Origin of the sequence: Fibrobacter sp. UWR3, from assembly GCF_900143055.1 — a bacterium.
Lineage (GTDB): Bacteria > Fibrobacterota > Fibrobacteria > Fibrobacterales > Fibrobacteraceae > Fibrobacter.
On record NZ_FRCW01000002.1, the window covers coordinates 110,926 to 134,159 of the forward strand.

The window sequence follows — 23,234 nt, forward strand, 5'->3', positions numbered from 1 at the left end:
CTAGTCCTTGAGGCAACGAACAGAGAGACCGTAATACTTATAATGATCTCCTAGATACACATACGCTTCCCAATATCTCAAGCGCGCATAAGACGCACTTTCACTATTAAATTCGTCGGCCATCCAAAAACTAGCTTCATCTTCACGATTATTAAAATAACCTTGATCATAGTTGCCAGCAGGAAGCACCGAGAACCCGAAATTATCCGATCCATTGCCATTACCATACCAACCGGATGTAGCCCTGAGAACCGGACCAGCAGTCGATGCACCCCCAACTGCAGTGAATAGGGTATTCCACTCATCATAGCTAGGCAAATGCCATCCACTCGGGCAAGCGGATACCGCCGCAGTCCACGTATAAAGCCGCCCGTACGTGGTACAATTGGTTTCATTGTTGCTATAACAGAAGCTTGAATCCGTTTTGAAGTTGAGATTTTCCGCCATCCATGTCTGCGAACCAATTTTAACCGTCTTGTACGTTTGGCCGTCGCGAGAATCTGTCATAGTTCCGGTCGTCACTTCGGCAGGCTCAGTGACCTTACTCGATGAAGATTCAACTTTTTTTGAACTGCTCGACTGCTGTGTGACGCTAGAAGAGGATTGTACAGTCTCGCCTTCGTCCTTGAGGCAACGGACAGAAAACCCGTAGTTCTTGCCGTCGTTGCACAGGTACGCACCGCTGTCGTCACAGTGCAAGTACATGTCGTATGCGTCGTCGCTACCGCCCTCTGTAGAACTCCAGAAGCCCACGCGAATGCCCTCGCCGCTGTATTCCCCGTAGCTGAGCCTGAGGCCGGCAGGGAGCGCGGAGAAGGCGAAGGCATCCGAGCCATTGCAACTACTATCCCATCCGGAAGTGGACTTGAGCACCTTGCCTGCTGTTGATTGACCGCCGACTGCCGTGAACAAAGTTTCGAATTCCTCTTCTGTTGGCAGATGCCAGCCCTCAGGGCAAGCCGTTGTCGCGGCAGCCCAGGTGTAAAGGCGGCCGTACTTGGTGCAGTTGCTTGCACTGTCTTTGTAGCAGTAGCTGTTCGCAGTTTCGTAGTTGAGGTTCTGGGCCATCCAGGTCTGAATGCCGATGGTGACAGTCTTGTACGTCTGGCCATCGCGGGAGTCTGTCATAGTTCCGGTCGTCACTTCGGCTGGTTCGACAGGCTCACCAACCTTTGAAGAACTGCTCGACTGCTGTGTGACGCTAGAAGAGGATTGTACAGTCTCGCCTTCGTCCCTGAGGCAACGAACCGAGCGCCAGTCGACACCATCGTAGTAATCCAGACGAGCAGAGTCAGCAGAGTAGTAACCCAAAGCAGAGGCGTAGTAGTCATCCAAACTAAGGAAATACGCGCCACTGCTACCGTACTCAGTAGAACTCCAGAAGTACGCGGAGTAGCCGTTGCCGTATTCCTCTTTGTTGCCATCCCTGTAGCCTGTTGGAATCGCCGAGAACCCAAAGGCATCCGTGCAGTTACCACTCTTACGCCAACCGGATGCAGACTTAATAGCCTTGCCCGCTGTTGATGCTCCCCCAACTGCAGTTAATAGAGTATTCCACTCGTCCTTACTGGGCAGATGCCAACCTGCGGGGCACACGGTTTTCGCAGTATTCCAGTTGTAGAGGCGACCATACGTAGAGCAGTTTTCCGATTTTCCATCGGGGCAGTAGGTATCATCTGTTTCGTAGTTGAGATTTTCCGCCATCCAAGTCTGCGAGCCAATTTTTACAGACTTGTATGTATGGCCATCGCGGGAATCGAGCAATTCTCCATATTTAATATCAGGATTAAACTGATTAGAACTGCTACTTAATTCTTCTCTGCTCGAAGATGACTGGAGATCACTTCTAGATGTCTGCGCAGAATCGGAGGATTCCCTAGCCTGTTCAGCCTTCCAGTCCTCAAAATCGCCTTCCATCTGGTCGACATAGTCTGTACAGGCGGCAAGGAAAACGAGAGCGAAAAATAATGCTATGGATCCTATCGCCCCTACGGGGCTCCAGGATGACAATTTTGAGTGGTTCCAGGATGACATTTTTGAATTACTCATCTTTTCCTCCTAGAACGCGAAGCTTATCCCAATGCCGACGGCACCCGCAATTGCAAGCCCGATACCAATAGTGCGTAGTGTCTGCCCCGACTCGGCATCATCATGGTAGCGTTCATATTCACTTACTGTCGAGTACTTCTTCTCGGACGCGTCCTTCGCCTGGCTATTGCCCACTACAGCAAGAACCGCACCCGTCACAGCAGTAGCGACGCTTATACCAAGCACCACCCAGCGGGCAACGTGGCTTTCCTTTTCGCTTTCCACGTTAGCAGGCACGCTCTCGCCCACCTGCGGGCCAGACTTGCCGTCAAGTTCATCGTAAGCCGCAGCAGCCTTTACGCGGGTCGTATCTTCTGCCGGTGCAGCAACCTCTGCAAGGGCAGATTCTTCCACAAGAGCAGAATTTTCCACAGAAGCAACTTCCGCAACAGCAGCGTCCGGCTGCGCCTGAGGTTCAGCGGGTTCTGCGGGAACAGGCTCCGGTGCAGGAGCAGGAGTTTCCATATTTTTCACCACCATGAAGAAATCCGGGGACTTCTGCTCAATAAGCGCAAGCAACTCCTTCAAGTTCGTTCCGTGCCCGTTGAAACTGGCAATGAGTTTATTCCCCGCCGTCTCGTACAGTTCCACCGAAAGAGTGAGGTCACCGGCAAAACTTCCGATACGCGCCTGACAGATGTAATCAGCAGCAATGTTCTTGCCGGTTTCCACAAGGCAACTGCCCTCGCAATCCTCGATGGCCTTCCCGGGTGGCAGCATCTGCTGGATATTCTCACGGGTCATAATCGTGTAGTTCTCTGACGCAGGGAGTTGCTTCACGGCCTCCTCGCGCAACACGTTCGTGAGGTACTGACGGTCCGTGGCTGGCACCATCTCCTTCGCTACACCATCGGCACCCGTCTCGAGCACGGCAACATGCGTCGCCGACGCCCACGCCACAAGGCAAAACAAAAAGGTAAAAGCAGATTTCAAGTATTTCATGTATCCCGCCACGTTGCAACCAGTTCAATATTAACAAAAATATACAATAAAAAAAACGGGAGGTCAGAAAAAAAAAGCGCCGTTTTGGCTCATTTCCGCCGCGAAACCGTTTTATAGTATAGATGGGGGCATTTTTCCTGTTCGCGAACGCCGACGCTCTTCGGTACGGAAAAAAGAAATGACAAGAAAAGAATTCGCGAAGTTCATCGACAAACTCAAGGAAGCCGAGAATCGCGGCGATGACCTCGACGCCATCGTCAAGGAACACGAAAACGAGAACGTCTACGTCTATAACGACGCCTGTTTCAAGAAGATTTTTGCAAGCGAGAAGAACACCGCGCTTACGGCCGACCTCGTGAATGCGGCCCTCGACTTGCACGGGGACGACCGCATCGAAAACCCGCAACTCGTAAATCCCTTCATCCCAGGCGAGGTGGGGTACCGCAACTCCGAACCCGATTTGTTGCTGACGAACGAACGCGGCGGAAAGCGTCCCCGCGACCGCATCTCTATCGAAATTCAGCACGAGGACCGGACGCTTTTCAAGAACCGCGTCGTGCTTTACGTGGCGCGCCTCACTAGCAATATGGTGAAGAAAAACGAACCGCCCGTCCTCGAGAACCTGAACCTGCTTGCGTTCCAGTTCTTCAACGCGTTCCCCTGGAAAAAGTCCCGCAAGTACCGCCACACGGTGCAGCTCCACAATCAGGACATGCAATTGTATTTCGACAAGCAGGCCATCACGATTGTCGAGGTGCAGAAGTTCTACCACCATGTCGAGGCCTTCGCAGATGACCATAGCCGCCTTGCCCAGTGGCTCCGTGCTATCGACACGCTCAATCGCGGGGCCGATTTCAGCGAGTTTGCGAACGACCCCGTATTCAGGATATTGCAAAACGAGGTGAAATTGTGTAATTTTAGTTCTAGGTACCTCATGATGGAGGGAATGAATATGGTTGACATGGCACTTGAACGCTTTGAAGCCAAAGTGGAAGTTGCGAAAAATCTCCTGAGAGACGGAGATCCCGCCGAGAGGGTTGCCCGGAATACCGGCATCCCGCTGTACACGGTCCTCGACCTGAAAAAGAAGATGCGGAGACGGCGCGCCACACGCTAGCCTTTTTTTTCAGGAAGTGTCTGACCACCACGTTTACGATGCCATTATGGCTGAGGCCCGCCTCGCCGCCCTTTCGTCGAAATAGTCCATAAATCTCTTTGTCGAACCCGACTGATAAGCGCATCTATAAACACACTTGCCTTGCTAACGCAAGGCAAGTGGTGACGAAGGAATGTGGCGCAGGCTATTTCGGCATCTGGGCGCCGTAGCCTTCCATGAGGCCAAACAGCAGGAGAGATTCTTCCATCGGGTACTTGTTCATGAACATGGACACCTTCGAAGAGATGGAGCCCTGCTTGTTCATGCCCATCGCGGCGCGGAACAGGTTCGCCGGAGAGTTCTCGTTATACGAGGTCTGTTCGGTGTAGGTCGCATTCAGGAAGCCTTCGAGGTAAGCCTGGTTGATCTTACCCTTGAAAATGCTCGGGTCGCTGATGGAGATGTTCCCGCTCAAGCTCTCGATGCTCGGGGCATCTTCGAGGTCCTCGAACTGGTCGTCGGCAACATTGAGCCAGAGGATGCTCGGGCTCACCGTAACGGTCACGTCGCCCTTCTTGTTCAAGATGAACGCGTTCTTGTCGAGCCAGACCTTCTTCGTTTTCGGGTCACCCTTCGTGTTGTCGAAACCCGCCATCATGTTGAGTGCGAGCAGGTTGTTGTGGATGCGGCTAAAGCAGTTCGTGTTGGAACGCACGCCGAAGCCCATGTCACCGAATTCCTTGGTGCGGGTCCAGGTGAACATCACCGTGTTGTACGCAAATTCGTAATCGACTGCGCCCAGCTTGTTCTGCTTGGCAAGCACGTTCGCACCGATAATGCGGTTCGCGATGAATATGTTGTTCAAAACCTTCACGTTGCCCGCGAAGTGGTTCACCTGCAGGGCAATGTTACCGGTGTTCACGAACACGCAGTTCTGGATAGTGAGGTCACCCTCGGAATTTTCGCCATAGAGGCTGTACACGTTCAGCGAGGGGTTCGTGGTGTTGCCCTTTGCGGGCGGTTCAAGCCACATGCCGGTCGCAACGCCTTCGGGCTTGCCGTTTACCGCGTGGTAGCTGTTCGCTTCGCCCTGGTCGAAAATGAAACCGTCAATCACGACCTTTGAGTTCGCGCCCTTGTAGTTGATGTGCAAAATGCCCTGGCCCTTGGTGGAGTTCATCTCGTTGGTGGGCTGGAACATCGTCTTGTTCTTGATGACGTCGCGGGTCTTGAAATCGTCGGAATAACCGCCGATGAGAGATACCGGCTTGTCGAGCAGAATCCAGCCCTTCTTCATCTGGCCGTTGTAGTTGCCCGCGGCCACGTGAATCGCGTCGCCGGCAGAAGCAAGTTCAATAGCCTTCCAGATGTTCTTGAGGGGCGCAGACGGGGACGTACCTTCGTTCTTGTTCTTACCGCTCGGGCTCACGTACCAATCTGCCGCAAAAGCCTGGCCAGCAAGCGTAAGAGCTGCAGCCACGGCAATCATTTTAATGCTTTTCATATTACTCCTTTAGAAATTTTACGGGAAATATAGTTCAAAATCGCTACTGGCGGCGCTGTTCCTCGCGAATCTGTTCCATGCGGTTCCTGTACTTCGTGTTGACCGCCTTGAGTCTCTCGTCCGAGACGACCTTCCTGAACGACGGGTTCATCGCCTCGTAAACAAATTCGCGCACGCCCTGGATAAAGAACCGAGCATCAAAATCCTCGTTGAAACTCTTCCTCATCCCGTCAAAGAGCATGTCAATCATCACGCCCTGCGCGTAGGAATACTTGACAATCATGGAAGTGGTATCCGTAATGACAACCTTCTGACCCGTAATCGGCCCCGCAAGGGCAATCTCCGAAGCCTTGTCTCCCGCCGCCCTACGTTCCGCGGCCACCTTCTCGTAATGCTCGTTGATATCCTTCCGCTCTTCCTCCGAAAGCTGGAGTTTCCAGGTCGAATCCTTCAGGGCCCTCTCGTTATCGACAATCCCCTGAATCATTGCATCGAGTTCGACCATCGCGCCGACCCGCTGGGGCGTATTCATGTACGACGGCAGCCCGTAGACCGAGCCCAGGATGTAAGCAAATACTTGCGCGTCTGTCATCGCGCTTGCGGCATCGTTCTGGGGCTGGGCTGCCGCTTGCTGGGCCTTGACCTGTTCCGGAGCGGCCTTTTCTGCGACCTTCCGCGGCTCATCCGATTCACAGGCAAGCAGTGTAAACGCGCAAATACATAAGGCAACAAAATTTTTCATAGTAAATCCTCTTTTGCCTTAAATATTATATATCTTTTGTAAGGATTATTGAGAGTTCAGCCCCAGGTGGGCGGACAAAAGAGGTAAAATTGAACCGTATCGACGGAAAAACAGAGACGCTCTGTATCTTCGGGCATCCGGTGGCGCACAGCAAGTCGCCCGCGATGCACAACGCCCTTTTCGAGGCGCTAGGAATCAACGCACGCTACCTCCCCCATGCACCGGAACCGGAAAATTTCGCGGACGCCATCCGCGGTTTCAGGGCAATGAATTTCCGGGGGGCAAACGTCACCATCCCGTACAAGACCGAATTCGTGGGTTGCGACGGAAGCCCTAGGCTCGTAGACGAGCTCAGCAACATCAGCAAGTTCACCGGCAGCGTGAACACGCTCTACTGGAAGGACGGAATTGTCGGGGGCACTCTCCGCGGGACGACTACCGACCCGTACGGCTGCATCCGCAACCTCGAGGAAAACGGCGTAGACGTCAGCAACAAGCGCGTGGCGCTCCTCGGGAACGGCGGTGCGGCGAAGGCAATCGCGTTCACGCTCGTGGAACAGGGCAACGCGCTCACCATCGTGTGCCGCACGGCAGAAAAGGGCCTGGCGCTCGCCGACAGCCTGAATGCGGTATTTGTCGAGGTCGGGGTAAAGGTTTCGACCTTCGCCGACTTCGAAAGCATCTCCGCCGATTTCGACATCATCATCAACGCGACATCCGTGGGCATGACCCCGAACGAGAACGAGAGCCCGCTCCCCGCGGAATGCCTCCACAAGGGGCAGGTCGTGTGCGATATCGTGTACGCGCCGCCGCGCACCAAACTTCTGCAGATGGCAGAGGCGAAGGGCTGCAAGGTCGTCACGGGCGAAGGCATGCTCGTACACCAGGGGTTGGAAAGTTTCCGCAAGTGGTTCCCGAAGGAGACGGAGGGCCGCACCAACGAAGAACTGACTGCGATTATGCGCAAAGGGATGCAGGGCTAACATGAAAGAGCATATTTTCCTTACCGGATTCATGGCCAGTGGCAAGAGCCGCACGGGCCGCACCCTTTCCGAACGCCTGGGCCGCCCGCTCGTCGATACCGACGCGGTTATCGTCGAGCGCGCAGGCAAGAGCATCAGCGAGATTTTTGAACAGGATGGCGAAGCGAAGTTCCGCGAGATGGAACGCGACGTGATTGCAGAAATCGCGGCCAACGAGACACCCCAGGTGGTATCGCTCGGCGGCGGCGCCATCAACAATCCCGAGAACGTGAAGGTCATCCGCGAATCGGGAACGCTCATCCGCCTGTGGGCCAAGCCCGAAATACTGAGTGAACGCATCGGCCGCAAGAACACGCGCCCGCTGCTCGCAAACCTGAGCGACGAGGAACGCCTCGCGAAAATCAAGGTAATGCTCAAGGAGCGCGAAAAGAACTACGCGCAGGCGGATTTCAGCGTGGAAAGCACGAACGATGTGAACGATTCCCACATCATCGAGCGGATCCTGCGCATGTTGCAGTTCTGGAAGAGCCATGCGCTCGATGTTTACCCGAGCAGCGGGGGCCGCTACCCCATCTTTATCGGGAAGGATATCGTCCCCGAGACTGCATGCCTGCTCGAAGGCCTGCAGCTCGCCCCCTCGCACGAATTCCTGGTATGCACCGACACGACCATCGCGAAGGCGCAGGGCAACATGCTTAACATGCTCCGCGGCCAGGCCGGCAGGTGCCCCGTATTCAAGTTCCAGGCGGGCGAACGCAACAAGACGCTCCACAACCTGAACCAGCTTTTCACGTTCATGCTGCACCGCGGCTACACCCGCAAGAGTTGCCTGTTGCAGTTCAGCGGCGGCGTGGTCGGCGACATGGCCGGCTTCGGGGCCGCCACCTACCAGCGTGGCATCCCATTCATCCAGTTCCCCACGACCCTCCTCAGCATGGTCGACAGTTCCGTGGGCGGCAAGGTGGCGGTGAACCACCCCGAAGGCAAGAACATGATAGGCGCGTTCTACCAGCCCCGCGCGGTGGTGTGCGACATCTCGGTGCTTTCGACGCTCAACGACACCGAATACCTCGCGGGCCTTGCCGAAATCGTCAAATACGGCGTCATCTACGACGAGGAATTCTTCCGCTACCTGGAAGGCAACGTAAATGCCATCAAGAACCGTGACTTTAACGCCCTCAAGCACATGATTTTCCGCAGTTGCCAGATCAAGGCCGAAGTCGTGGGCATTGACGAGAAGGAATCGGGCCTGCGCGCCATTCTCAACTACGGGCACACCTTCGGGCACGCCATCGAAAAGCTTACCGGCTACAACATGTTCAGCCACGGCATCGCGGTTTCGCTCGGGATGCGCGTCGCCGCAAGGGCCGCCGTAATGCTCAGCATGATGGATGCCGCGGCAGAATCCCGCCAGAACGCGCTCCTCGATGCGCTCGGATTCCCGAAAACGTTCAACGTGGATACGGAAAAGGCCTGGGAAGCGATGGCGGTCGACAAGAAGGCCGAAAAGGGCACGCGCGTCTACATTCTGCCCACCAGAATCGGTGCGGTCGAAAAAGTAACGAACATCGAAAAAGAAATTGTAACGAAAGCATGGGATGCAATTAGGTGAGGAATAGCATATGAGCATATTAGTTACAGGCGGTACGGGAGGACTCGGGTTCCACATCCTCTCGAACTTGAGCGGAACAAGCCACGGGCTTTACAGTTTCAGCGACGAACAGCCGCAGCCCTGGCAGAAGGTGGACGGCGTGGAGTACCTCACTGGCGACATGCTGAACTTCAAGGACGTGCTGGAGATGATGCAGAAGGTCGAGCCTACGCACATCTACCACCTTGCGAGCCAATCCTCCGTGGGCCTCAGCTACAAAAAGCCCTACGAGACCCTGAACATCAACCTGCTCGGCACGCAGACGCTCCTGGAAGCCGCAAGGCAGGTGGTTCCGAAGGCGAAAATCATGCTGCTCAGTTCGAGCGAAATTTACGGCCGCACGGAACAGCATCTCACCTACCTCCACAAGGAGACTGACCTGCCAAACCCGCTCACGCCCTACGCGACATCGAAGGCGTGCATGGAAATTCTCGGGAACCAGTTCAGGAACGCAAACGACATGCATATTGTCGCCGTGCGCCCCTTCCATTTCACGGGCCCGCACCACAGCAGGCGTTTCGCAATCCCCTCCATTACCTACCAGCTGGTAAAGATAAAGTACTACCACGCCGAACCCGTAGTGTATTCGGGTAGCCTCGACATCAGCCGCGACGTGGTGGACGTGCGCGACGTTGCCCGCGCCATGATACAGATTCTCAACACGGCCCCCTCCGGGCAGGTGTACAACATCTGCAGCGGGAAATCTTACACCTTCCGCGAACTCGTCGACATGCTCGTCGAGATTGCAGACGTGAGCGTAGACTTCCGATTTGACCCTGCCTACGAACGCACGAACGATATCCCGCTTTTGATTGGCGACCCCACCAAGGTAAACGAAATCGGCTGGAAGCCCATGATCAGCATCGAGGACAGCCTCACCGACCTCTTCAACGAAATGGTCGTGCGCAGGCGCACCGAACTCAAGCTCGGCATGGGCAAGGACCTGCCGCTGTAAAAGCGCTCGTTATCCCGATATTACGCCAAGCGCCCCGATAAAGGGGCGCTTTTTTTCGCCTCATTTTTTTATTTTTAGGAATATGAGACGTTCCTTCGGCAAGTTATTTTTCGCAGTCCTCACCGCATTTGCGGTCCAGGCCGCTTTCGCGGGCGATGTGACGCCCCCCTCTGGCGCCGTGCGCAACCTTACGGCAAGCGATTTTATGCCGCACCAGAACAGCGCGAAGGAATTCAACGAAACATGGAGTTACCAGTTCGTGTTCGACAACGGGACGCGCGCATTCGTGAACTATTCCACGCTGTACGTCCCCGCTTCGGGCAAAAAAATCGGCTGCGACATGAGCTTCTGGAACTTCAAGGGCAAAAGTTACGCCGTGGGTCGCCAGTACCCGCCCGAACGCCTGAAGGCCATCAAGGAAAAGAGCACCATCGACATCAAGGGCGAATACGCGATGGAAGGCAAGCCCGGCAAGGGCCACCGCGTGTACTTTACCGCCGACAAGGGCGGAAAGTTCTTCATGGACCTCACGTTCGAAAGTGCCGAACAGGGCAAGGTGCTGGGCGACGGCATCTGGAAAGTCGGGGACGCAAAATTCGCGCAGTACGTGCACATCCCTTACGGGCGCGTTTCGGGCCGCATCGGCTACAACGAGGATACGATTAGCGTGAAGGGATACGCCTACATGGACCAGATTTGGCAAACCGTGCAGGCGACAGACCTCGCGGTCCGTTCCATCAATTTCAGCACCAATACCCGCTCGCCCTACTATGCGGGCAGAATCTCCATAAGCGAAAAAGGCGGGTTGTTCGGCTATGCGCTCTACAACGCGGGTGAAGGCACCAAACTGCTGTTACCCACGCAGGTCAAGGACGGCGAGGAAACCTACAGCGGCAAGAAGTTCCCGAAGAACAAGCTTACCATCGCATGGAAGGAGGGCGCCCCCGAACTTTCATTCCCCGTGAACAAGACGTACCAGAAGGCAAGCCTCCTGGACAAGGTGGACGGGTGGTTCGCGAAGAAGGCGATGAAGATAGCCGCAGGCGGAGAGATTCTTTTCTACCGCGGGCGCAGCGATGCGAGCCACAACAAGAAACTCGACTGGACCGTAACGGGAGCGAAGGACTGATGACGAAGTTTCGCCCCTGCATAGACCTGCACGACGGAAAGGTAAAACAGATTGTCGGCAGTTCGCTCAGCGATAGCGGTGCCGGCCTCAAGACGAATTTCGAGACGGACCGCTCCCCCGCCTGGTTTGCAGAACTCTACAAGAAGGACGGTATAAAGGGCGGGCACGTGATTATGCTCGGGAAGGGCAACGTGGAAGCCGCAAAGGCGGCCCTCGCGGCATACCCGGGAGGCCTGCAGGTCGGGGGCGGAATCACCGCCGACAACGCGATGGAATACATCGGGGCAGGCGCAAGCCACGTGATTGTCACCAGCTGGATTTTCCCGGAAGGCAAGCTTGACCGCGAGCGCCTGGAACGTTTATCGAAAACGGTGGGTCGCGACCACCTGGTACTTGACCTGAGCTGCAAGCGCATCGCCGATGCAAGCACAGGCGACTCCGTTTTGCACGGGAAAGAATGCCCGCGCTGGAAAATCGCCATCAACCGCTGGCAGACGCTTATCGACATCGAGATTACCACCGAGACGCTCAATGACCTCGCCCGGTACTGCGACGAGTTCCTGATTCACGCCGCCGACGTGGAAGGCAAGCAGCAGGGCATGGACGACGAACTCATCGTGTTCCTCGCCGAAAACAGCCCCATCCCCTGCACGTACGCGGGCGGCGCCAAGTCGCTTGCCGACCTGGAACACTGCAAGCAAATTTCAAACGGAAAGATTGACCTCACCATCGGATCGGCGCTAGACCTTTTCGGTGGCAAAGGAGTGAAGTATGAAGACTGCGTCAGGTTCAACAAAGCTTAAGGCTACCGACGCGCTGGACACGAGACCGCCGATTTTCGGGCGCACGGTCACGAGTACATTCAGGAAGATGTTCAGTTTCAAGCACCAGCCCCCCGGAAACCTGCGTACCGGCATGATTCCGCCGATTGTTTTCGGGTCGCTACTCCTGAACATCCCGAAGTTACTGAAGTTGCGCGGCTACCTCAAAAAGGAACGTGCCAAGAGACCCGCAGACGACGTGCGCATCCTGTTCTATTCCGACAACCTGGACGAAACGAACGGGATTGCGAACAACCTGAGGAACGTCATCCCGTACATGCGTGCACATGGCATGAAGGCCTTCCTTGCCGGCAACGCGTTCAACACGCGCCCCTGCGGCGTGGTGGAAAACGGCTACTGCATTCTGCTCCCGAGGCTATTCAGCATGGAACAGCTCGGGTACGCGAACAGCGAACTTGCCATTCCGCGCGTGGGCCCGGTGCTCAGGCTGTTGAAGCGCTACCCCGTCGACCTCATCGAGTTCGAAACCCCGAGCCCCGGCGCATGGCTGGTATGCTTCTGCGCGAAGGTTGCGGGCATCAAGGTATTCAGCCACTACCGCACCGACGTCCCTACCTACACGAAGACCCTCGTGAAGGCAAAATGGATGTTCCACTTTGTGCTGTGGCTCATGAAGATTTTCTACGGGATGACAAAGCCCGTGGTTAGCCCCTGCAAGGACTACGCGGACATTCTCACCTCGCAGCTGAAGATCCCCGCGAACCAGGTGCAGATTCTGCCCCGCGGGCTCCCGCTCGAAAAGTTCTCGCCCGACCTGCGCGGGAAGGGCGTGTGGGAAAAGTACAACGGCTCCACCGAAGCGGTACAGACCGGAACCGCGCGCAAGGTACGTTTCTCGTTTATCGGACGTATCTCGAAAGAGAAGAATCTCGAGTTCTTGAACGGCGTGTGGAAGAAGTTCGCCGCCCAGCACAACGACGTGGAACTCATGTACGTGGGTTACGGCTGGTACCTCGAAGAAATCAAGAAGTTCTTCGCAGGCGACAACAGCGTGCATTTTGCAGGCGAGCAGGGCGGCGAGACGCTCGCGAGCCTCTATGCGGATTCGGACTTCTTCCTGTTTCCGAGCGTGACGGACACCTTCGGGAACGTCGTGGTAGAAGCGATGTCTACGGGGACGCCCGCAATCGTGAGCAACTACGGTGGCCCGCACGATATCGTCATGGACGAAGCCGCGGGGCGCATCTTGCCCATCGACGAAACCGCATGGCTGAACGCGATGGAAGAATGCCGCACGATGTTCCTGGAAAAACCCGAAGAATACGCCAAGATGCGCGAGGTCGCTCACGAGCGCACGCTCAAGTACACGATGCAGAATTCTACCAAGGCGCAGTTCGATTTCTTCAAGAAACTGAAGAAAGACGCGTACAAGCTATAGTTTCACTTTCTGTGCCTTGCGCCAGCGCTCACGTATAAGCTGCAGGTCGTGCTGGTAAGGGTTCCGCTTGAAATCCTCGAACGCCCACGCCGTCGGGTGGAAAATGCCCTTCGCGTACGTAAGCAGCATGTCTAGCCACACGCCCTCGCCCGCATACAGCTTGAACGGCCCACGCTTGTAACTCGGGAGCACCACCTTGTCCAAGTCCATGTAGCCGATATCGATATTCACGGTACGCATGTCCGGATTCTCGGCACTAGCCATCGTGAGTTCAAGTTCGTTACTGCGCACCTTTTCCAGGGCAATCGTCTCTGCCGGGATGCACTTCTCGAAAGAAACCACGCCGCGGCACAGCCCCTCGCCCATCTCGGGCTCGTAATACGGCGTCTTGTCGAAGGCGAAAAGCGCACCCTTGTGGCGCAGCGGCCCCCAGGTATTTTCCAGCGCGCACAATACTTCCGGATTCCATTCCGCACCCTTCTGGAGAACAAACGCGAGCAACTGCACCGGCTCGCAAAACTGTCGCTTAGTCGCCATCGTAACCTCAGTGCGGGTAGACCCGCAAGTTCTTGCGGATGTGTTCCAGCTGCTGTTCCGTAAAGCCGTCCACGCCATCCTCGTTCACCGCGGGGAACATCATGTTATGCGAATCCGGGCAAGAGTTCATATCGAACGCGGTCGCAAACCTCCCGCGCAAGGTGGGCAACCTGGCAAAGTCGCTTACGGGCTTACCGCCACGGCTCTTTAGAAGTCCCGAGGTAAGCAGGTCCTTGCAATACGGAGTATCGGTAAAGCCATCCTCGTAGTTCGAGTAGTCCATATCCACATCGAAATCTGCGAGAGTCGCAGTCGTGTGCCTCAACCCGAAGAAATGCCCGGTCTCGTGAATCGCAGTCGATATCATGGATGTGTACGGCACACCCTCCTCGCCCGAGGGAGTCTTGTTGTACGCGCCAATAACGACGGTACTTCCCGTGCCGCCCTGCAAGTTGCTTCCATACAGGAGCGAATATCCCAGCACCCAATCCGCCTCGATGCGGTGCACCAGCAGAATATCAAGAGCGTTCTTCAGCTTGGGCTCTGGCCAGCCGCCCAGTTCGGTTACAAACATGTCGTCGGAAGACCTGCCTGCAACCCAGGGCTCGTTCGCCGGGTACTTCGAGCCGAGCGTCGGGTGTTCATGCGCGTATCGCACGTACAAGGTATCGATAACGATAGACGAGTAATACGTCCTGAAATTTGTGAGCAAGAGTTCCGCAAACAAGTTCTCGTTCATGAACGAATCAAGGAAATCGACCTTGCCCACGACAACCAGGTTGAGCGAAAGCGTATCGGAATAGGGGCCCTCTGCAGCAAGGCTAGCCCTGCGCGTTGTACCCTTGTAGAGTTCGCCGTCCAGCACAAGCGTGGTCACCCATGTATTGCGGTCAAGTTCCTCACACAGGAATTCATAGACATAGCGGCTGCCTTCGAGCTTCGGTTCCAGCGTGCGCACGTGGCTGGTCGAAACGCGGCCTTCACTTACCATCTCCCCTAGTCGGAAAAGCTGGAGCACGGGCGCGTCCTCGATATTCGGGTCCTTCTCGAAAGAAAGGGTGTACGAGACCTTCGGGTGCACAAGTAGTTGCAAGCCTTCCGCCACATGGGCCGAGGCAGAATCGTTGTTCGCGAGGTCATTCGGGTAAAGCACGTACGGAGAAAGCGTCCGCGGAAGAATTACGGGTTCACCCGTTTCTTCTTCGGCACAGCCCCAAAAACCGGCCACGAGGAGGGCTAAAAGCATGTAAAGAATTTTTTCACGCATGTTTTGGCTCATTTTCGCGTTTCGGGCGTCTTATAGATAGAGGCACCTTCAACCTGGAACAAAACTATAAAAATATGAGAAAAAAACAAAACAGGAAAGCGGATCTTTTACAGAACATGCACGATTTGATGGACCCGCTTGCGGGGAAACCGGCACTCGTCGCAGCACTCACCGTGATGGCGACATACGCAAGCCTCGATGCTCCGGAATTTGCGGTGGCGCTACTCGCCCCCATCGCAATATGCACGAGATTTTTCCCGAGGAGCGTGCAGTGGTGCATCCTGGGGGCGCTTGTTGCCGGAGTGGCGTGCCACGGCCTGCTCGTGGGCCCGCGGGGGGCAAGCCTCCCGGACGACCTGCCCACGAAGGCGTGCGGTAAAATCGAGGCGATGCTCCCGAGGGCGAACGGGACCGCGTTTATCATTGCGGTAAATGAGTATCGCGTGAGGATAACCGAAAAGCGGGACCTGCCCGCGCTCCCGGAACCGGGAGACAGCATCTGCTACGAGGCAAAGTGGTACCCGGTCATGGACCCCACGGTTCCCGGCGGGTTCAACACGCGGGAATGGCTCACGAGCCAGAAGTTCGCCGCCTACGGGAAAATGCTCCACTGGGATTCCTGGCGCGGAGGCTGGACGTTCGAGCGGTATTTCCACCGGTTCCGCCGCTGGCTCAAGACGCGGTTCGACGACTACTTGGAACCTGCGGAGACGGGGCTCCTGCTCGGGCTACTCGCGGGCGACAGGAGCGGCATTCCCGAGGCGCTCCGGAACGACTTCCAGCGTTCGGGCCTCGTGCATGTCCTCGCGATTAGCGGTTTCCATGTGGTTCTGCTCGCGGGCATGCTCATGGTGTTCCTGAAGGCGACGCGCCTCCCCCACAAGGCGGCAAGCATCATCGCAATCTGCCTGCTCGGCGTGTACGTGCCGGTCACCGGCGGGTCGCCCGCAGTCATACGCGCGGTGCTGATGTTCGCCGTCCCGCAACTGGGCACGCTGTTGCAACGCCCCGCGAATACACTGAACAGCCTGGGGGTCGCCCTCCTGTGCATTCTCCTGCATTCGCCCGCAGAACTCTGGAATACGGGTTTCCAGCTTTCCGCAGCGGCAACCGCGGGCATCCTCGTAGGCAACAGCTACAACCCGCTCCGCCACCTCCCGGAATTCCTGAAGCGGAGCAAAACCTGGAACGTGCTCGAATCTCTCGCCATCGCCCCTACATACGTTACTTTGTGCGCAACGCTTGCCACGGCGCCGTTCCTGATACATCACTTCAAGACGCTCTCCCCGATGGCGTGGCTCGGGAACATCGTCGTGGTTCCCCCGATTTCGTGGGGAATGCAGGCAGGGCTATTCGCGGCTCTTTCGCCCATCGACTTCATGCGCGAAACATTCTGCTATGCGGCAGGATTCTTCCTCCGGCTTGCAAGTTTGCTCACCCGGCTCCTTTCCGATTCGGCGCAGGCATCCGTTACCGTCGGGCCATTCAATGCCTGGATACTGCTCCTGCTCGGCCTGCTGTTCGTCACGTTGCCCGTGTGTCGCAAGAACCTGGTCGCCCGCGGGTACTGCATCATATGCACGCTTATTTTTTCCATCACGTTCTGCGTCCAGGGCATAACGCAAATCCTGGACCCTACCTGGAGCATGACCGTCATCGATGTAGGGCAAGGCGACAGCATATTGCTGAAAAGTCCCGGCGGGCGCTGCATCCTCGTCGATGCGGGCGATATCGACTACACTGATTCCGGCAAGGACATCATCGTGCCCTTCTTGCACCACATCGGCGTGCAGAGGCTCGACGCGCTCGTGATTACGCACCCGCACAAAGATCACTTCGGGGGTGCCGCAAGCCTGCTTCGCATGTTCCCGGTGAACGAGATATGGACAAACGAATGTTCCCGCACGGCAGACGGCGTAGAATGGCGCGAGATGGTCGAGGAAGCGGTAAACCGCAAGGTTCCCCTGCGCGAAATAAGGCGCGGATTTACGTGGAAGGAATCTTTTTTCGGGAGCGACTTCTTTCAACTGCAGGCGATACACCCGAAGGGGCTAAGAGACCGCGAAAGGGAATGCCGCGACCTGAACGAGGCGAGCATCACGTTACGGGCGAGTGGGCTCGGGCATTCCGCAATCGTCACGGGCGACCTGACTGTCCCGGGCGAGAAGACAATTCTGGGATCGCTCGCCTACCTAAGGAGCGACGTGCTGAAGGTGGGGCACCACGGGAGCAAGACATCGAGCAGCGAGGAATTCCTGAAGGCGGTGGGCCCGCAGGTTGCCGTCATTTCGAGCGGGCGCAGGAACAGGTTCCGCCACCCGAACAAGCAGGTGACTGAACGGCTCGACGCGCTTGGGATTCCTTACCTCAATACGGCGAAAAGCGGGACCGTTACCGTAACGTTCTCGGAAGATTCTGTTAATGTGGAAACAATGCTTAAGTGAGACTAGGGAGGGGCTCGCACGGCGGCGCCTGGCGGCGCGTTGAAACAAGGGATGCGCCCGCACGGCAGCCTATCCCAGTGCGTTATTTTTTCAAGCAGTTGAGTGCGACGTCGTGCAGGGCGCCGTTCGTAGCGACACTTGAGAACCCTTCGTAAATCGGGGCCGTGGGCTTGCCGTCCGCATCAAAGAGCTCGGTCTTGCCATCGATGGTACTGAACTTGCCGCCCGCTTCCTTGAAAAGGAGCGGATACGGCGCGATGTCCCAGAGGGAAACGACCGGGTCCACCATCACTTCGGCGCGCCCTGCCGCCACAAGGTAATACCCGTAGCAGTCGCCCCACCCGCGGTGAAGCCTTGCCCCGCGGCGGAGCTTCGCGAAACCTTCGCCATAGCCCGAAGTTTCCATGGTGTTTACCGTACCCGAAAGCACGAGAGCCTCGTTCAACTGCGATACGCCCGATACACGAACTGCGCGGCCGTCCAGGAAGGCACCCCCGCCGTTTACCGCCCAGACGGCGGTATTCATCGCCGGAATACGGATAAGCGAACACACCGGAACATTCTTCTTGTAGAGCGCGATAAGCGTGCCGAACAGGGGAACGCCGTGAATAAAAGCCTTCGTACCGTCAATCGGGTCAATCACCCACTGGTATTCCGCATCGGGGCTCTCGATTCCGAATTCCTCGCCAATCACGCCAAAACCCGGAGTTTCCTTCGCCCAGAACTTGCGGCAAAGTTCTTCCGTGCTCTTGTCGGCAACCGTTACCGGCGTGTTGTCCTTTTTCCACTCAACGCCGATACCGGACTGGAAATACTTCAGGATATTTTCCTGAGCCATTTCCGCCGCCTTGAGCGCGATTTGCAGCAGGTCGTTGAATTCCTGGGCCATATTACGCCTCGCACCATTTTTTCACGAGTTCCATCAGGAACGCGTTCTCTTCGGGCTTGCCTATGGTCACGCGGATGTATTCCGGCATACCGAAGCTCGTAAGCCCGCGGACAATCATGCCGTTGCTTTCCAGGAACGCGACAAGTTCCTTCGCGCGTTCACCGATGCGTACGCAAATAAAGTTCGCCTGAGTCGGGAGCACCTTGAGCCCGAGCGCACTGAATTCGCGCGTCAAGACATCAATGCCCTCAGCATTCATCTTGCGGGTCGCCTGCACGTGTTCCTTATCGCCTAGAGCGGCGATCGCCGCCACCTGAGCAGCCTGGTTCACATCGAACGGCGGTTTTACCTTCCACAGGGCACGGACAACTTCGGTACTGCCGAAGGCATAGCCCACGCGGAGCCCCGCCAGCCCGTAAATCTTGCTGAAGGTGCGGTTCACGAACAGGTTCGAGTACTCGCCAACAAATTTCGCCATGTTCGGGTAGTCCGGTGCCGTCGCGAACTCGGCATACGCCTCGTCCAGGAACACGAGCACATTCTGCGGGACCTTCTTCAAAAATTCGCGAATTTCGCTTTCGGTGTAGTATGCGCCCGTCGGGTTGTTCGGGTTGCAAATGAAGGCAACACGAGTTTTATCGTTTATCGCCTTCGCCAGTTCATCGAGCGACGTGCGCGCCTCGCCCTCGCCCACACCGATAAAGTCGGCACCGTTCGAGAGCGTCGTAAACTTGTACACCGAGAACGTCGGCGTAATGCCCACGCAGTTGTCGCCCTGGCGGATGAACGCCTTGCCCACCATGTCGATAATCTCGTCGGAACCGTTACCGACCACAATCTGGCTCGTTTCCACGCCGTACATCTTGGCGATGGAATCAATCAGTTTCGGCGCATCGCCGCGCGGGTAGAGGTGCAGGCTGTCCGCAATCCGGTGAAACGCCTCGACCGCCTTCGGGGAAGCCCCGAGCGGGTTTTCGTTGGACGCTAGTTTCACTACCTTGTCAAGGCCAAAGCGCTCACGGATTTCCTCGATGGATTTTCCGGGAACGTAATCGGACAATTTCGAAAGTTCTGGACGCGGTTCTATCATATCAACCTCTTTTCGTGCACAAATCTACATTTTTCGCCAGAGGATTATTTTAAATTTATCGCGTATGAACCGCCTTGTAGCCCTGTTTGTCGCCGCACTATGCGTAAATGCGTTCGCCGTCGATCGCATGTGGGACATCCGCTACACGTTCGGCCCGGACACGCGCCCCTCGCCCCGCTGGGGTATCGGCGTCGGCGCGGTGAACAACTACGGCTCGGACATTCTCTTCCCGGCAAACATCACTATGGCGCTTTCGCGCGAATGGAACATTGGCGGCAAGGTAAACATACAGAGCATCGACAAGTTCGACCAGGTCATCGTTTCGCTAGATGTCGGCGGGCGCTACCTGATAAATGCGAACAACTTCGTAGAGCTCGACGGTAACTTCGGCCTGAATCGCAACAACAGTACAGCAGTCGTGCTGACCTACGGCAACGAGCAGTTTATCTCGAAAAACTTCGCGAACTTCTACGAACTGCGGGCAGGTGCGCTACAAGGCGTTACCGGAGAAGACGGTTACGTAAAATTCGCGGCGGGCATGACACCCACCCTCTATTTCACGACATTCTTCCGCACCTACATCGAAATCAACATGTCCGAGAGCATCGGGAACCTGACGGACGATTTTATGATTGACATCATCCCGAAATTGGAACTGAGCCTCGGGCCCGCGCGGGTCAGACTCGATTTCGACATCGGGATTATGCAGAAGAAAAACAACGACGTGCAGACCATCGCGCTCTACGTGATAAGCGCGCTGTAGCCACAAATTGATAACTGATAATGGATGATTGATAATGTGAAGTGTGTAATTTCACATTTGTCACTACACACCTCACATTTCACATCATTTACTATTTCACCGTAAACGCAGTGCCATCGTCATCCTCGCGACTTCATCGTCATCCTCGCGTAGGCGAGGATCTTAATCAACATCCGCGGCTATTTCACCGTAAACGCAGTGCCGTCGTAGTCGATGACCACGGGCTTTGCCGCACTCACGGTACCGGCGAGAATTGCGTGGCTCAGCGGGCGTTCCACGTTACGTTCCAGGTAACGCTGGATCGGCCGCGCGCCGAATTCCGGCTGGTAAGCACCATCGGCGATGGCGTCCAGGGCGGCGTCGGTCAAGGTCAGCTGCAAATCCTGACGGGCGGCGCGTTCGGCGAGTCCCTTGAATTTTAGCCTTACGATGTCACGAATCTGCGGCTTCGTCAAGCTCTGGAATACCAGCACTTCATCCAGGCGGTTCAGGAATTCCGGCCTGAAGAAGCTGCGGAGTTCCGGCTCGATTTCCTTCAGGGTCACGGGCTTTGCATCACCCGCGCGGTTCTGGAAGTGTGCGGCACCCAGGTTTGACGTCATGAGAATCAAGGTGTTCTTGAAGTTCACCGTACGGCCCTTGCCGTCGGTCAGTCGACCGTCGTCAAGCACCTGCAACAGCGTGTTGAACACATCGGGGAGAGCCTTCTCGATTTCGTCGAGCAGAATCACGCAGTACGGATGCGTACGCACGGCTTCGGTCAGCTGGCCGCCTTCTTCGTAGCCCACGTATCCCGGAGGCGCACCGATCAAGCGGCTCACGCTATGCTTTTCCATGTATTCACTCATGTCGATACGCACCAGCGCGTTCTCGTCGTCAAACAGTTCCACGGCAAGCGCCTTCGCCAGTTCCGTCTTGCCCACACCCGTCGGGCCCAGGAACAAGAAGCTACCGATCGGCGCATTTTCTCGGCTTAAGCCACTACGGTTACGCAGTATCGCTTCCGAAACCGCTTCCACGGCTTCGTCCTGGCCAATCACGCGGGCATGCAGGCGTTCGTCCAGGTGCAACAACTTGGCCTTTTCGCCTTCGCAAAGCTTGGTCACCGGAATTCCGGTCCAGCGGCTCACCACAAGGGCGATGGTTTCTTCCGTCACCTCTTCGCTCAGGTCGCCGTCTCCGGCGGACTTCTTGATTTCTTCCGTCTTCGCGGCGATTTCCTTTTCGAGGTTCACAATCTTGTTGTACTTGAGTTCGGCGGCGCGGTTCAAGTCGTAGCGGGCTTCAGCCTGCTCCATCTCGTCCTTCGCCTGCTGCAAAGACTTTTTAAGCCCCTGCAACTCGGCGTTTTTCGCGCGCCTCTCCTGCCAACGGTCCTGCATCAGCTTTACAGCCGCATCGGTCGTCGCGAGTTCTTCACGCAGCTCTTTCAGGCGCTTCACGCTGGTGTCGTCGGTTTCCTTCGCCAAGGCCTGCTCCTCGATTTTCATCTGGAGTTCCTTACGCTGCAAGGTGTCCAAGGCTTCGGGCACCGTATCCATCTGCGTCTTCACAAGGCTTGCCGCCTCGTCAATCAGGTCAATGGCCTTGTCCGGCAAGAAACGATCGCTGATGTAGCGGTTCGAAAGTTTCACCGCCGCCACAAGCGCGTTGTCGTGCAGACGCACGCCGTGGTGCGCGTCAAAGCCATCCTTGATGCCACGGAGAATGGAGATAGATTCTTCTTCGCTGGGTTCGTCAACCTGCACAGGCTGGAAACGGCGTTCCAGTGCGGAATCCTTCTCAATGTACTTGCGGTATTCCTGCGTAGTCGTCGCACCGATGCAGTGCAGTTCGCCACGGGCGAGTTTCGGCTTGAGCATGTTGCCCAAGTCCATAGAGCCTTCGGTCTTGCCCGCACCCACGATGGTGTGGATTTCATCGATGAACAGCAAGGTGTTGCCGTCTTCTTCGAGGGCGTCAAGCACCGCTTTCAAACGTTCCTCAAAATCGCCACGGTATTTTGCACCCGCCATCAAGGCAGACAAATCCAGTGCGAACAACTTCTTGCCCTTCAAAGCGTCAGGCACGTCGCCACGGTAAATACGCTCGGCAAGGCCTTCCACAATGGCGGTCTTACCCACGCCCGGTTCACCGACCAGGCAGGGGTTGTTTTTCGTCTTACGGCTTAAAATCAAGATGACACGGCGGATCTCCTCTTCACGGCCAATCACCGGCGAGAGTTTTCCGTCGGCAGCCATTTCCACAAGCTCACGGCCGTAGAGTTTCAGCGGAGACTGTTCTTCGGCATTCGCGGCACCCGCAAACGGATCCGAAAGCCAAGTTTCCACGACCTCGACGCTACCAAGCGCATCTTCGAACACCTTCGCGAGTCCACGGTCGCCCGAGAACTTCATGAGGGCCACGAGCATATCGCCCGGGGTCACCATGCGGTTCACCTGACGCGCCGCCTGCACGGAGGCTCGCAAAATACGGTTCAAGTCGTTATCGGGTTCCACGTCGGGGTTTACGCCCTCCATGCGCGGAATCTTCTGCACGAACGGCTCCAGCTTGCCGCGGAGCTCATTCGTCTTCGCGCCTTTGGACTTGTAGAGTTTCTTCAAGGTGGCATCAGGGCCTTCGACAAGCCCCACAGCCAAATGAGCCGCACCCAAGTAGGAATGCGAGCAACGGTCGCGCAGGCTCTGCGCCTTCGCCAAAACTTTTTCTGCATCGTTATTGAAATCGGACATAGTTGCCTCTTTTTTATTTTTACCGCTTTCCAGATGCAAAACCCGTGCCAAGGGCCTCGCTCGGCAAAAAACGCCCCAAACACCGTAAAAACGGCAATTTCCGCCAACAACAGCAAAAAACGTCGCATTTTTCAGCGGCATTTTTTCAAAATAAGACACACTGGCGTTTAATTCCGCATTAATTAAGGTATATTTAAAAAGT

The 23,234-nt window shown here is 56.2% G+C and carries 18 protein-coding genes; 9 read left to right on the forward strand and 9 right to left on the reverse strand.

The features are described from left to right. The gene (locus tag BUA44_RS02610; RefSeq protein WP_083579441.1) at window positions 1-2,049 is read right to left on the reverse strand and encodes a fibrobacter succinogenes major paralogous domain-containing protein; all 2,049 of its coding nucleotides are present in this window, start codon (window positions 2,047-2,049) and stop codon (window positions 1-3) included. A gap of 9 nt (window positions 2,050-2,058) precedes the next feature. Continuing rightward, window positions 2,059-3,030, reverse strand: coding sequence for a hypothetical protein (locus BUA44_RS02615; RefSeq protein ID WP_072808254.1), 972 nt, complete (start codon window positions 3,028-3,030; stop codon window positions 2,059-2,061). Window positions 3,031-3,208: 178 nt separating this feature from the next. On the opposite strand from BUA44_RS02615, the gene BUA44_RS02620 reads away from it, so the two are divergent. Then, the gene (locus BUA44_RS02620) at window positions 3,209-4,147 is read left to right on the forward strand and encodes a PD-(D/E)XK nuclease family transposase (RefSeq protein WP_072808258.1); all 939 of its coding nucleotides are present in this window, start codon (window positions 3,209-3,211) and stop codon (window positions 4,145-4,147) included. Between the two features lie 184 nt (window positions 4,148-4,331). On the opposite strand, the gene BUA44_RS02625 is transcribed toward BUA44_RS02620, so the two are convergent. Both BUA44_RS02625 and BUA44_RS02630 read right to left on the reverse strand, forming a co-directional pair. Then, entirely contained in the window at window positions 4,332-5,630 is a 1,299-nt protein-coding gene (locus BUA44_RS02625) for a DUF1565 domain-containing protein (protein ID WP_072808261.1), read from the reverse strand. Between the two features lie 43 nt (window positions 5,631-5,673). After that, a complete protein-coding gene (locus tag BUA44_RS02630) occupies window positions 5,674-6,372 on the reverse strand; it encodes a hypothetical protein (protein WP_072808264.1) in 699 nt (232 codons plus the stop codon). 89 nt (window positions 6,373-6,461) lie between these two features. Between BUA44_RS02630 and aroE the strand changes: the two genes are divergently transcribed. From aroE to BUA44_RS02660, 6 genes are all read left to right on the forward strand, one after another. Continuing rightward, on the forward strand, window positions 6,462-7,355 hold the full coding sequence (gene aroE / locus BUA44_RS02635; protein WP_072808268.1) for a shikimate dehydrogenase: 894 nt from the start codon (window positions 6,462-6,464) through the stop codon (window positions 7,353-7,355). A 1-nt stretch (window position 7,356) separates the two neighbouring features. Then, entirely contained in the window at window positions 7,357-8,967 is a 1,611-nt protein-coding gene (gene aroB, locus BUA44_RS02640; RefSeq protein ID WP_072808271.1) for a 3-dehydroquinate synthase, read from the forward strand. 10 nt (window positions 8,968-8,977) lie between these two features. Continuing rightward, a complete protein-coding gene (locus tag BUA44_RS02645; RefSeq protein ID WP_072808274.1) occupies window positions 8,978-9,961 on the forward strand; it encodes a GDP-mannose 4,6-dehydratase in 984 nt (327 codons plus the stop codon). Window positions 9,962-10,043: 82 nt separating this feature from the next. Further along, window positions 10,044-11,090, forward strand: coding sequence for a hypothetical protein (locus BUA44_RS02650; protein WP_072808277.1), 1,047 nt, complete (start codon window positions 10,044-10,046; stop codon window positions 11,088-11,090). After that, on the forward strand, window positions 11,090-11,893 hold the full coding sequence (gene hisA / locus BUA44_RS02655; RefSeq protein ID WP_072808280.1) for a phosphoribosylformimino-5-aminoimidazole carboxamide ribotide isomerase: 804 nt from the start codon (window positions 11,090-11,092) through the stop codon (window positions 11,891-11,893). The genes BUA44_RS02650 and hisA overlap by 1 nt, the downstream gene beginning before the upstream one ends. Beyond that, complete coding sequence (locus tag BUA44_RS02660; RefSeq protein WP_072808283.1) at window positions 11,862-13,310, forward strand: glycosyltransferase; 1,449 nt, start codon at window positions 11,862-11,864, stop codon at window positions 13,308-13,310. The genes hisA and BUA44_RS02660 overlap by 32 nt, the downstream gene beginning before the upstream one ends. On the opposite strand, the gene BUA44_RS02665 is transcribed toward BUA44_RS02660, so the two are convergent. Further along, the gene (locus BUA44_RS02665; RefSeq protein WP_072808286.1) at window positions 13,305-13,847 is read right to left on the reverse strand and encodes a DUF4416 family protein; all 543 of its coding nucleotides are present in this window, start codon (window positions 13,845-13,847) and stop codon (window positions 13,305-13,307) included. The two genes, BUA44_RS02660 and BUA44_RS02665, sit on opposite strands and share 6 nt — an antisense overlap. A 7-nt stretch (window positions 13,848-13,854) precedes the next feature. Beyond that, window positions 13,855-15,114 carry a hypothetical protein gene (locus tag BUA44_RS02670; protein WP_178348729.1) on the reverse strand — a complete coding sequence of 420 codons (1,260 nt, stop codon included), beginning with the start codon at window positions 15,112-15,114 and terminating at the stop codon, window positions 13,855-13,857. A 116-nt stretch (window positions 15,115-15,230) separates the two neighbouring features. Between BUA44_RS02670 and BUA44_RS02675 the strand changes: the two genes are divergently transcribed. Next, entirely contained in the window at window positions 15,231-17,558 is a 2,328-nt protein-coding gene (locus tag BUA44_RS02675) for a DNA internalization-related competence protein ComEC/Rec2 (protein WP_143151836.1), read from the forward strand. A gap of 82 nt (window positions 17,559-17,640) precedes the next feature. On the opposite strand, the gene hisN is transcribed toward BUA44_RS02675, so the two are convergent. Both hisN and hisC read right to left on the reverse strand, forming a co-directional pair. Beyond that, window positions 17,641-18,447: a histidinol-phosphatase gene (hisN, locus tag BUA44_RS02680; RefSeq protein ID WP_072808295.1), complete on the reverse strand. Its 807-nt coding sequence runs from the start codon at window positions 18,445-18,447 to the stop codon at window positions 17,641-17,643. A gap of 1 nt (window position 18,448) precedes the next feature. Further along, window positions 18,449-19,537: a histidinol-phosphate transaminase gene (gene hisC / locus BUA44_RS02685; protein WP_072808298.1), complete on the reverse strand. Its 1,089-nt coding sequence runs from the start codon at window positions 19,535-19,537 to the stop codon at window positions 18,449-18,451. A 64-nt stretch (window positions 19,538-19,601) separates the two neighbouring features. Between hisC and BUA44_RS02690 the strand changes: the two genes are divergently transcribed. Next, window positions 19,602-20,300 carry a hypothetical protein gene (locus BUA44_RS02690; protein WP_072808301.1) on the forward strand — a complete coding sequence of 233 codons (699 nt, stop codon included), beginning with the start codon at window positions 19,602-19,604 and terminating at the stop codon, window positions 20,298-20,300. 179 nt (window positions 20,301-20,479) lie between these two features. Here BUA44_RS02690 and BUA44_RS02695 read toward each other — a convergent pair whose 3' ends face one another. Next, window positions 20,480-23,032, reverse strand: coding sequence for an ATP-dependent Clp protease ATP-binding subunit (locus tag BUA44_RS02695; protein ID WP_072808305.1), 2,553 nt, complete (start codon window positions 23,030-23,032; stop codon window positions 20,480-20,482). Window positions 23,033-23,234 lie beyond the last annotated feature (202 nt).